This window comes from Scopulibacillus daqui (assembly GCF_016908855.1).
GTDB classification, from domain to species: Bacteria; Bacillota; Bacilli; order Bacillales; family Sporolactobacillaceae; genus Scopulibacillus_A; species Scopulibacillus_A daqui.
In genome coordinates, this window is record NZ_JAFBER010000018.1 from 16,744 (window position 1) to 28,613 (window position 11,870).

General features: G+C 42.0%; 8 protein-coding genes. All 8 read right to left on the minus strand.

Going from position 1 to position 11,870, the window contains the following annotated elements:
* Positions 1–28 precede the first annotated feature (28 nt).
* The 8 genes from JOD45_RS12055 to JOD45_RS12090 all read right to left on the minus strand — a co-directional run bounded on the left by JOD45_RS12055 (position 29) and on the right by JOD45_RS12090 (position 11,821).
* Positions 29–1,387, minus strand: coding sequence for a putrescine aminotransferase (locus JOD45_RS12055; protein ID WP_239549247.1), 1,359 nt, complete (start codon positions 1,385–1,387; stop codon positions 29–31).
* Between the two features lie 267 nt (positions 1,388–1,654).
* A complete protein-coding gene (locus tag JOD45_RS12060; protein ID WP_205004148.1) occupies positions 1,655–3,475 on the minus strand; it encodes a sigma-54-dependent Fis family transcriptional regulator in 1,821 nt (606 codons plus the stop codon).
* A gap of 160 nt (positions 3,476–3,635) precedes the next feature.
* Positions 3,636–5,036: an MFS transporter gene (locus JOD45_RS12065; RefSeq protein ID WP_205004149.1), complete on the minus strand. Its 1,401-nt coding sequence runs from the start codon at positions 5,034–5,036 to the stop codon at positions 3,636–3,638.
* A gap of 250 nt (positions 5,037–5,286) precedes the next feature.
* The gene (locus tag JOD45_RS12070) at positions 5,287–5,952 is read right to left on the minus strand and encodes an MgtC/SapB family protein (RefSeq protein WP_205004150.1); all 666 of its coding nucleotides are present in this window, start codon (positions 5,950–5,952) and stop codon (positions 5,287–5,289) included.
* A 318-nt stretch (positions 5,953–6,270) separates the two neighbouring features.
* Complete coding sequence (locus JOD45_RS12075; protein WP_205004151.1) at positions 6,271–7,344, minus strand: NAD(P)H-dependent flavin oxidoreductase; 1,074 nt, start codon at positions 7,342–7,344, stop codon at positions 6,271–6,273.
* A 320-nt stretch (positions 7,345–7,664) separates the two neighbouring features.
* A complete protein-coding gene (locus JOD45_RS12080) occupies positions 7,665–8,768 on the minus strand; it encodes a class II histone deacetylase (protein WP_205004152.1) in 1,104 nt (367 codons plus the stop codon).
* A 169-nt stretch (positions 8,769–8,937) separates the two neighbouring features.
* Entirely contained in the window at positions 8,938–10,305 is a 1,368-nt protein-coding gene (locus JOD45_RS12085; RefSeq protein ID WP_205004153.1) for a putrescine aminotransferase, read from the minus strand.
* A gap of 46 nt (positions 10,306–10,351) precedes the next feature.
* Entirely contained in the window at positions 10,352–11,821 is a 1,470-nt protein-coding gene (locus JOD45_RS12090; protein WP_205004154.1) for an aldehyde dehydrogenase family protein, read from the minus strand.
* Between the last annotated feature and the right edge of the window lie 49 nt (positions 11,822–11,870).

Here is an 11,870-nt window from a genome sequence, read left to right on the forward strand (position 1 = left end):
TGAACTATTGGCGGCACTGTCAAGCTTTTTAGGCGTGAATATATGATTTTGCCATGGCGCTTATATGCTTTTCAATCGCATAAAGCACTGTGTCGATTTGCTCATAAGAGATGACGGCAGGCGGCTCAATGCGAATCACCCGGGCGTTATTCAGCGTTCCGCCGACGAGAATATGATCATCAAATAATTTTTTCGCCAGTTCAAAACCAAGATCATTGTCGGCAAATTGCATGCCGATTAATAAGCCAATACCCCTGACATCAGTCATTATTTCAGGGAAGCGCGCCTGAATATCTTTGAGCTTATTTAAAATATACTCGCCTTTTTCGGCAGCCTGCTCCGGAATATTTTCTTCCAAAATCGTCTTAATGCCGGCGATCGCCCCTGCACAGCAAAGAGGGTTGCCGCCAAATGTTGAAGAACCCAGCAAAAACGGATTTTCCTCCATTTTCTCCCAAAGGTGTTCCCTAGCAACCATAGCGCCGATCGGCATCACTCCGCCGCCAAATGCTTTTGCCAGTGTCATAATATCAGGAACGACATCATAATGGTCTACACCGAATAATTTTCCGGTTCGCCCCATTCCTGTCTGCACTTCATCAACGATTAATAAACAATCGTACTGATCGCAAATCTCTCTCAGACGAGGGAAATAATCAGAAGGAGGGATGTTGACGCCGCCTTCGCCTTGAACAGGTTCAACAATAACGCCCGCAACCGTTTCACCGACAGCCTGCAAATGGCGAATGGCCTTTTCCACAGCATCAGCATCACCGTATTCAACATGCTGAAATTGTTGAATCAAAGGTACATACGGCTTGCGGAAATCGGCTTTGCCTGTCGCCGATAAAGATCCCATCGTTTTGCCATGAAATCCGCCGACGGTTGAAATAAACCACTTTTTCCCTGTGTGAAGACGGGCTAATTTCAGCGCCATTTCATTGGCTTCCGTCCCGCAGTTAACAAAATATGAATATCTTAAATCACCGGGAGTCATCTCAGCAACTAATTTTGATAAATACCCGCGAAGAGGATCTACCAATTCTTGACTGTGCAAGGCATAACGTTTCAGTTGTGATTCAACGGCTTTAACAACCTTAGGATGGCGATGGCCTAATAAATAAACGCCATAGCCTCCCAAACAGTCGATGAATTCCTTGCCTTTTGTATCGCGGAAAACCGCCCCTTCGTCTTCCCATTCAACAAATGAAAAGTCTGTTGACGCAGCTTTTCTATGTTTTAAAATAGCTTTGTTAACGTAGTTTTCAAAGTTATAAACCGAATCCTCAACCACTTGTTCTTTTTGTTCTTCACTTAGCGTTTCGCTTTGAATCAATGAAAGAATGTTTTCCGCACTTTGCAGACATTGTTCTTTACTCTTTCTCATCATTTAAATTCTCCTTGTTAGATTTATGGTTTCATCATTTTCTATGCAAATTTAATGCCAGATTGATATAATGGCTGCTTTTAATGAGAAAGATCTTTCAAATCAGGCCTCATGCCTGATGCTTCAAGGTGTTAGCTTATTAGAAATGGCAGTCATTCATATAGACGCACCTATCATTAAAATAAAAAATTTCTCAAAAATGATAAGTTTCCAGCGAGACGATTTTATAAAATTAAAGCGTTTCCTTTAAAAGACACAAACCTGCCACTAATTTCTCAATTTTGATAATTTATTCTCATTATTGAGAATTTCGTGCTCCTCAAGTTTTCTATATAATGTTGCCAGGCTGATTTTCAATTGTGAAGCAATATCTTTTTTGGCTTTTAAAGATGTTCCATATTCATTAAGCATGTCTTTTAAAATCTTTTTTTCCTCTCTGCGCAAACGTTCTTTCAGCGAACCTTCAGCTTGAGCAGCTGCTTTTTGTTGACTGGCAATTTTCGCCGGAATGCTTGCGGCAGAAATGATGTTCTCTGTCTCCATATTAACAGCATATTCAACCGCATTTTCTAATTCGCGGACATTTCCCGGCCATCTGTAATTTTGAAACAACGCGATCACTTCGGGCTGAAATCCATCGATTGATTTTGCGAGTTTCCCCTTAATATCAGTCAAAAAATGCTCCATAAGCAGCGGTATATCTTCCTTCCTCTTGCGCAAAGGCGGGATATGAAGCGGAATCACATTGAGTCTAAAATATAAATCAGAGCGGAATTCACCTTCTTGGATCATGGTTTCCAGACTTTTATTTGTCGCGGCAATAACTCTCACATCCACCGGAATCATTTTTCTTCCGCCTACTCGTTCGATCACTTTATTTTGCAGGACATGTAGTAATTTCACTTGCAAGTGCAAAGGCATATCGCCAATTTCATCTAAAAAAATGGTTCCCCCGTCAGCCATTTCAAACTTGCCTATTTTGCCTTCCTTATTCGCTCCCGTAAATGCTCCTTTTTCATAGCCAAACAATTCACTTTCCAGCAAAGTTTCAGGAATGGCGCCGCAATTGACTGATATAAACGGTCCATTTGCCCGCGGGCTGGCCGTATGAATGGCGTTAGCGAAAAAATCTTTTCCTGTTCCGCTCTCTCCAGTCAGCATAATATTAGAGTCACTATGGCTGACTTGCATCGCCAGCTTCTTGACCTTTTTCAATACCTTGCTTTCCCCAATGATATCCGAAAATGACAGGCCTTTCCGGCTGGTGGTCAATGAATAGGCAAGTTTTCTCACGTCTGCCATCCGTCTAAAAGAAGAAACGACACCGTACGTTTTTACTTGATTTCTAATTGGCATGGCCGTTACAACGAAATGCATATGATGATTGTTAAAATCATAGATTTCCTCTTTTTCCGTATAGCCCTTTCCTGTTTTTAAGACATTAAGCATCGGGGAGCCTTTCCATATTTCCTCAATTTCCTTTCCTATTAACGATTCTTTCTGCTGTCTAATTAATATCTCAGCTGTTCGATTGCAATGGGTAATGATCCCCTTTTCGTCGATAGCGATTATCCCTTCATGAATGGATTCAATCAATGTGTTAAGTTTATTGGTCGCGAGCTTCCATTGTTTCACAGCTTCCCTTTCCGAAACCTTGCTCGTCAGCAATTGCGCCATTCGTTGCAAGAAATTCAGCATATGTTCTTTATTATCCATTAAACGCCGGTGATGCGTCTCATTAAAAGCGATCAGCCCGATCACTCCAATAACTTCTCCGCTGTATTCAATCGGGCAGCAAATTTCTGCAACCTCTTCAATTTGACCGGTTGAAAAAGATGGATCATATGTCGGATCATTGCGGGCATCCTCTACGACATAAGCCTTATTTGTTGTTAATACCCTGCCGTATAAATAACCCGCATCCTTCTCGCCGTATTCTTCTTTTGTGTTGATTCTTTTTTTACATTGACCCGTTGCAGCAACAACTGTCATGGTTTCGTCTATAATTTCTGTTTCTATTTTTAAGGCTGCGGAAATCGCGTCTGCAACTTGCTGGGCCAGTTCTTGAATCCCCATCAAACGTGTCATCACTATAACCCCCAAGCATTCATTTAACGTATAAATCCTTGTCTATGCCTCCATGAAAAATTAGAGAGAAAGAAGGCAAGACCCTGTTTGACATTTTAAAGAAAGCGCCTTATAACCTTCCTGAACAATAAAGATTATTCGGCGCCCGCTTTGTTTCGGTTCACTCTAAATGCAAAGCTTCCATCCTATCAATCTTATTAAATTTTTTATCAAATACTTTTACAAAGATGATTGTTGCTAGAGCAATTAAAAACATCAGGATAAGGGAAGCGTTGCTAAATGGCGCGGTTAACTTGTTACCGGAGAAATCGATTATTCTAATATTCATAAAAGGCTGTCCATACAGCATCGCAATGAATGCGCCGCCCAGCGAACTTCCAATGTTCATCACTAATTTTTCTAAACCAACGCCAACACCGCGCTGCTCCAGCGGCAATAACTGTGTATAGTTTGTAAGATAACCTGCGAAGAAGAGTGTATAGCCGATGTTAAACAGCCCCATTCCCAAAAACATGAAAACTGCCGAATAGCCGACTAATAATGCAACCATCGCAAGACCGGAGAAGATCAATAATCCGCCTAATAGGGTAATGTTACGATAACCTGTTAATTTAATCATCCGTCCTGTCATCATACCCGTGATAAAAGCAGCGATATTTGTTATGGTAAAGAAAACGCCTAAGGTACTAACGGACATGCCGTATATTTTCGTAATGATAAAAGGGAATAAAAATGTAAAACCGATTTCCGTTCCATAAAATAACAAACAAACAATCAGCGACCATACGACACCTTTCACTTTGAAAAGTTCTATTTTTATTAACGGATTTTTGCTTTTTACCATGTGAATATAGAAAACCGCCATACAAACCAGCGATACAATGAGGAATAATGGGTATTTCATTTTAAATGTCATAAATATGATGAGGCCTGCAGTGATGACTGTAACTAAAATGATACCTATAAAATCAAATGAACCTTTTTTGCTTTCATCTTTCGGCAAATTTTTCAGAATAACCGGAACGCCGATTAACGTTATTAACGGCAGAAGAAACGTCATATTCCAATGCAAATATTCAGTGATATAGCCGGCAAATAAATTTCCGCTTGCAGAAGCAATTTGGTAAACGGCCGTATTATAGCCAAAGTATTTGGCTGCCGTTAACTTATCGCAATACTTCATCGCAATAATAATTTGCAAAGCCACAGGAGCAGAAATTGTTGCACAGAATAAAATTCGAAAAATCACTAATAAAGCAAAACTATATTCAGAAAAAACGCCCAATAAAGTGACGATCGGGAAAGAATAGCAAGTAAATAGTATCATTTTCCTTATACTTACAAAATCAGACAAGGCTGCAAAAACGATTGAAGTAATGCCAAAAGACAATTTGCCCGCGGTGACAACTAAACTAACCGTTGAAGGCGAGATACCGAATTGGTTTGATAGATTTGGCGCAATCAGATTGAAGGCGTTTTCATTAAATGTGAAGAAAAAACTGAATAACAGTATCCACGGCATACATTTTGCTACTGCGCGTTGTACTTCTTCTCCATGCATTTTCTCACCCCTATTAGAAGATTATGATTTTTTCGTTAACAATACTCATCTTAATTTATATCTTGTCTCTTGTAAAGAATAGTCTTTTTTTGTTCATTAGTGTCACTTATAAGATATTTTGATGCTGCAAGGTGCAAGAAAAGTCCATATCGGCGGTTGACATGGACTTTCCCCCTTTATTGTTCAGATTATTAATTTTTCTTTGCATCCAATTGGTTTTATTCTATTTGGTTCATTTGAAGATCTGCCGTTATTTAAATTTAATGGATTCTATATGGGGCAAATTTTGCAGATCCTTTGTGATTTGATTTTCCTGAATAGCCTTTTCAGGTTTAAGCTGAAAGTTCATCACATAAAGCGTTTCGTTTTCAACTTGTTTTAAGTTGACTTGATACTCAGTAACGGTCAGATTATCAGCAGTTAAAATATCTATAATTTGCGATGTTATTTCGTTGGAATAAGCAGAAACTGTTAATTTATACGTTTTATTAGGCAAAACCGATCTAAATAAGAGGTTCAGCACTTCCAATCCTAAAAGCACTAGCAATGCGCCGAGAACCCCTACCAAGTACAAGCCGGCACCGACCGATAAACCGACGGCAGAAGTAGCCCATAAGCCAGCCGCTGTTGTTAAACCTCGAACAGATGCACGCTGTACAAGGATAGTGCCTGCCCCTAAAAAGCCGACGCCGCTGACCACTTGTGCTGCAACACGGCTTGGATCCAGTTCCACCTTATCGTGATGCAAGATATCATTAAAAGCGTATTTTGAAATGATCATAATAAGGGCGCTTCCCACAGCAACCAAAAAGTGAGTCCGGAGCCCGGCTTCTTTATAACGCCTCTCCCTCTCAAATCCAATGAGCGCTCCAAGGACTCCGGCTAAAACAAGCCGGGCTATGAATTCAAATTCCATTTTTCATCTCCCCCTTGTTCATTTTCGATATATATTTCCTTTTTCGCGAATTATTAAATTAACATTAAAGGAAATAGCCGCCAATTTCAAATTATCTGAATAAATAACTTTCTAGGCTGGCATGCAAAAAATCCCTCAACAGCACGAGTTGAAGGATTTCTAACCGCTTATTAAGAACAATATGCCTTATCCGTTCACAACTTGACAATTTCCAGCCAACCTATCATTAAATCCAATATCACTCATATTCTAACAATCTCATGACAGGCGCTTTCGTTCAGTGCCCTTCTTGTATTCTAAGTTTTGCAAAAGGCCGTTTTATAACTTAAAAGTCATCATGTCATCAACTTGAGCAGCGATGTCTGAAATGATTTCGCCGGCGGATCGTTGTTTGCTTAAGCGCGGACCTTGCCCGCACCAAAGCGACATCCACTCAGGCCGATTTTGTTTTGCCGCTTCGCTTCGAATCGTCTTTGTTAATGTGTTCTGCACCGGATATTCCGGAAGTTCTTTTTCATGTTCAGCCATTGTCTCAATGAATGCATTGCGTATGCCGCGTGCCGGTTTTCCGCTAAATGCTGAAGTCACCACCGTTTGTTCCTCGATACTCTTTAATATCGTTTCTTTGTGCCGGACATTGGCTCCGCTTTCCACACTTGTGACAAAGGCCGTCCCCATTTGAACAGCTTTAGCCCCTAATATTAGCGCCGCTAAAACCCCTCTGCCGTCCATTATCCCGCCGGCGGCAATCACTGGAATATTGACATGATCCACAGCTTGCGGGACAAGAGCCATTGTTCCGATCATTGCTTCCTCAAATCCTCCGTTAAAAGTCCCGCGATGCCCGCCTGCTTCACTGCCCTGTGCAACCACCATATCCAAGCCGTTTTCCTCATTCATTATCGCTTCTCTTACTGTCGTAGCAGTGCCTATCACCGTAATTTTTTCTTTTTTTAACTGCTGAACTGCTTTTTTAGGCGGTATACCAAATGTAAAACTGCATACGGGAACCTGTTCTTCAACAATAACTTCTATTTGCTTTTCAAAAAGATGCGCATCCGGTTGTTTCACCTCAGGAGGTTCTGATATGTTCAATTCCTCCCGAAACGGCCGGAGCCAATCATTAGCTTTATTTATTTCTTCTTCTGAGACCTTTGGTACTTCCGGAATAAATACATTGACGCCAAAGGGTCTTTCCGTAAGCTGTTTGATTTGGCGAATACTCTTCCTCATGTCTTCCGGATTCATATATCCGGCGCCAAGACAGCCAAGGGCGCCGGCATTGGAAACAGCCGCAACCAGTTCAGCCGTTGTAACGCCCCCGGCCATCCCAGCCTGTATAATTGGATATCTTATATCTAAATATTCCGCCAATTCATTTTCATGCCACATATCACTGTCCCTCCTAAAATTCTTGATCAAAGCCGATATTCTAAATCCCTTATTATGATTATAATGAGGATAAAACAACAAGTAAAATGATACTTTTTGTTATTTATCATCAAAACTTTTGATGTAACCTGACTAAAAACACGAAGATCTTCAAGTTTCATGTTATTCCTCCAAGAGTTTGAGGCATTTGCCCCCTTTAGACAGGCCGTTTTTTGCTGCTGGATGATATTTATGCCGAGCTGACTAGGATGTGAGGTCGTTTTCCTAGCCAGCATCGGTTGTTTTTACGGCATTATTGAATGTACCGCAGTGACAGCTTTTTAAAAGTCCCAATAAGAAGATTGAATAGCTATGACTTTATGAACAGCTTCTTTTTGATTAGGATATAGAGGCCCTTCGTGGTAGCCCAAATCAAAAGGATCTTCAACTTGACAGCGCTTGCCGTTCAAGGCTTCTATTATTCTTAAGGTACAAAAAGGCACATAGGCGGTGCTGTAGCCTCCTTCATGACATGCGGCCAAGCGTCCGCCGCAATGTCTTTCAGCCAATTGTTTGACCTTCAGAGCCATTTGGTAAAAGCCTTCTGCCGTAACGAGCATTCTCCCCAAAGGATCAAAGCGGCTCGGATCTTGACCGGCGGAAACCAAAATCAATTCTGGCTTAAATTGATCGACAATAGGCTCAACAACCTTTTCTATCGCATAAAGATAGCCTTCGTTGCCTGTTCCTGCCGGCAATTCAATATTGACATTAAAACCTTCGCCCGCTCCTTCCCCAGTGTAAGTGATATGTCCGCGATTTTTTGGAAAGATATTTTCTTGATGAATAGAAATAAACAATACTTCCGGGTCAAAACGAAAGGCGCTTTCTGTTCCATTGCCGTGGTGGACATCCCAATCTAAGATGAGAATGCGTTTCAAGCCGTATTTTTTCCGGGCATATTTTGCAGCTATTGCGGCATTATTAAACAAACAAAAGCCCATGCCTTCATTCGGTTCGGCGTGATGTCCAGGCGGCCGAACGAGAGCATAGGCATTCCGAACTTCCTTTTCCATTACCGCGTCGACCGCTGTTAACACACCGCCGGCCGATAGTAAAGCAATTTCGTATGAATCGGGGCCGACAATGGCGTGAACACCGGCATCACCTCCGTTTTCGCCGCTTAGTTTTTTGACCATGTCAATGTACTCCGGGTGATGGTTCATTTCAATGTCTTCGCGGGCGGCGGATCTTGGCGCCATTACCTTTAATTCATTGATATATCTCGACCGCTCAAGAAGATTTTTAACCCGCCGCTTTGTTTCAGGATTTTCAGCATGTGTATCTTCTTGAACCCAACCGCCGGCACGAATATTTAGCGCACCGTTCCCTGTCTGATGCCAAAAATAGCTTTCATCGCTTATAAACCCCGTCAGTTTCGACATCTTTTTCCCTCCTATTTGTTTCCTATAAATAACTTTCTACTGATATTTAGCGATTCCTCTGCTCTTTTTAAGTTTTTAATTGATGTTTTAAGAGAATGCAGCCTGTGAAGATCGGTATATAAAAAAAACAGAGGGCATTTAACCCTCCGTCTATCCCGCTATATTTTTATTAAGCTTTGACTTGCTCTAGTACTTTGCCAAATGTTTCAATGACTCTATCGACTTCAGCATATTCGATGGTCAAAGGCGGTTCAATGCGGATTGTTTTCGAGTTAACCAGCGTACCGGCAACAAGAACACCGTTATCAAACATGCCTTTGGAAACTTCGTAACCGACTTCATCCTTATGGAATTCTACGCCGATCATTAAGCCTTGACCTCTGATTTCAAGAACTTTGTCCTCGTGGCCTTTGGCTTTTTCCTTCAAGCCGTTAATGAAGTATTCGCCAACTTCTGTAGCGCGCTCAGGAAGTTTCTCTTCAATTAAAGTATTAATAGTCGCTAAAGCTGCCGCACATGCTAACGGATTGCCGCCGAATGTTGTCGTATGAATAAATGGATTAGGGAACCAAGTTTTAAAGACTTCTTCTTTTGCGACTACCGCACCTGCAGGCATGACCCCGCCGCCAAATGCTTTTGCAAGACACATAATATCCGGAACAACTTCAGAATGCTCAGCACAGAACATTTTGCCAGTCCGCCCCATACCAGTTTGCACTTCGTCAAAAATAAGCAATGCGCCAAATTTGTCACAAAGTTCACGGACTTGCTTCAAGTAGCCTTCCGGCGGGATAATAATGCCGCCTTCGCCTTGGATCGGCTCTAAAATAACAGCTGCAACATCATCGCCGGTCGTTGCACATGCTTCCATTGTTTTTCTCAGCATATCGATATCGCCGAATTGTACGTGACGGAAGCCGTTGACAAGAGGTTGAAACGGCTTACGGAAGACTGATTTCGCAGTTCCGGAAAGCGAGCCTAAGCTTTTGCCATGGAAAGCTTTCGTCGCAGCGATGAAAGTGGTTCGGTTGCTGTATGATTTAGCCAGTTTTAGAGCACCTTCAACAGCCTCAGTACCGCTGTTGACAAAGAATGAATATTTGAGATCGCCAGGCGTAATATCAGCCAATACTTTTGCTAACATGGCTCTCAGCGGATCAAGCAAATCTTGGCTGTGAAGCGCTTGACGATGCAATTGTTTTTCAACAGCATGAACGACTTTCGGATTTCTGTGACCGACGTTATAGATGCCAAAGCCGCCTAGGCAGTCAATATATTCTTTGCCGTTAACATCTTTAAAGCGGGAACCGCTGTCGGACCATTCCACGGCTGCGAATTGGGTATCTTTTGTAACTGTTTTTCGATAATCGAGAAAGCCTGGGTTTACATGGTCGCGGAAATTTTCAACTGTTTCTTTTGTAATCCATTCAGCGTCTTCTTTTGATACGGTATCTTTTTCAATAAGATTAAGAACCTTCTCAAGATAACTCTTTACTTCTTCATAATTTTTATTATGTTCTTTTACTTGTGTACTCATTTTATTCTCTCCCTTATCTTTTTGCAAAAATCTATAGGTGAAATGATTAACCTTCGAACCAGCCAGTCGGTTCAACTTGTAAATTGATATTGATTTGTTTTATTTCTTGGAACTCTTCTAATCCAAACGTACCTAAGCTGCGGCCGATACCGCTTTGCTTATAGCCGCCCCACGGCGCTTCATTATAAGTTGGATGATAAGTATTCACCCAAGTAATGCCGGATCGGATCTTTTTAATCACGCGCATCGCTTTGGCGCCGTCTTGTGTAAATACAGCGCCGGCCAGTCCATAGTCCGTGCCGTTTGCTAATTTAATAGCTTCTTCCTCATCTTTGAATTTTTGGAAAGCGACGACAGGTCCGAAAATTTCTTCTTGAACAATTCGCATATCCGGTGCCGCATCAGCAAATGCTGTAGGTTCAACAAAATATCCTTTTGCATATTCGCCTTCAGTGAGACGGTTTCCGCCGCAGACAAGCCGCGCGCCTTCTTCCTTGCCAATCTCAATGTATTTCAGCACTTTGTTCATATGTTCTTCGCTGACAAGCGGTCCCATTTCTGTCTTTTCATTATCGCCGGCACCGACTCGAATTTTCTTGGCCCGTTCAACAAAGCGGTCAATGAATTTATCATAAATGCTTTCTTCAATAAGAACGCGCGAACCCGCTGAGCAAATTTGGCCCGTGCCGCAATAAATGCCAAGGAGAGCATAGTCGACAGCGGTTTCAAAGTCAGCATCGGCAAAAATGATATTTGGTGATTTCCCGCCGAGTTCGAGGGAGATTTTTTTCAAATTGCCTGTTGCTGCTTGCATAATGTGTCTGCCTGTTTTTGTACCGCCTGTAAAGGAAACCATATCGACGTCTTTGTGTTCGGCAAGTTCATTACCTACGGTAGCTCCTTGACCTAAAACCAAATTGGCAACGCCTTTTGGAAGTTCAACCTCTTCAAAGATTTCAAACAATTTAACAGCTGTTATCGGCGTAACCTCAGAAGGCTTTAAAATCACTGTATTGCCTGCCGCCAAAGCCGGTGCAAGTTTCCAAACGCTCATTAGCAACGGGTAGTTCCACGGAACGATCAGGCCGCAAACGCCGACAGGTTCCCTAACGACCATCGCTTGAACAGGTTCAGGAACATCGTATACTTGACCGCCTTCCGGCGATCTGATCAATCCCGCATAATAGCGGAAGCAGGATGCTGCGTCGCTGATATCTCCGCCGGCCTCACGATGAGGTTTGCCATTATCCATTGTTTCCAGTTTGGTTAATTCGTCATGCCGTTCTTCAATTTTATCTGCAATCTTAAGTAAATAATTTGCACGTTCAACAGCTGGCAATTCGGACCAAGCGCCGCTTTCGAAAGCTTCTCTTGCAGCGCTGATAGCCTCTCTTGCATCTTCGATCGTACCTTCAGCTGCTTGAGCTATCACTTCACCATTAGCAGGATTAATCACGTTTCTTTTTTCTTTCGAGTCCCGCCACTGTCCATTAATATACATTTTCAAATCCAGCACGGTTTACTCTCCCCTTTGAATTTTTATTTCTTCACTCGCCATTATTCAT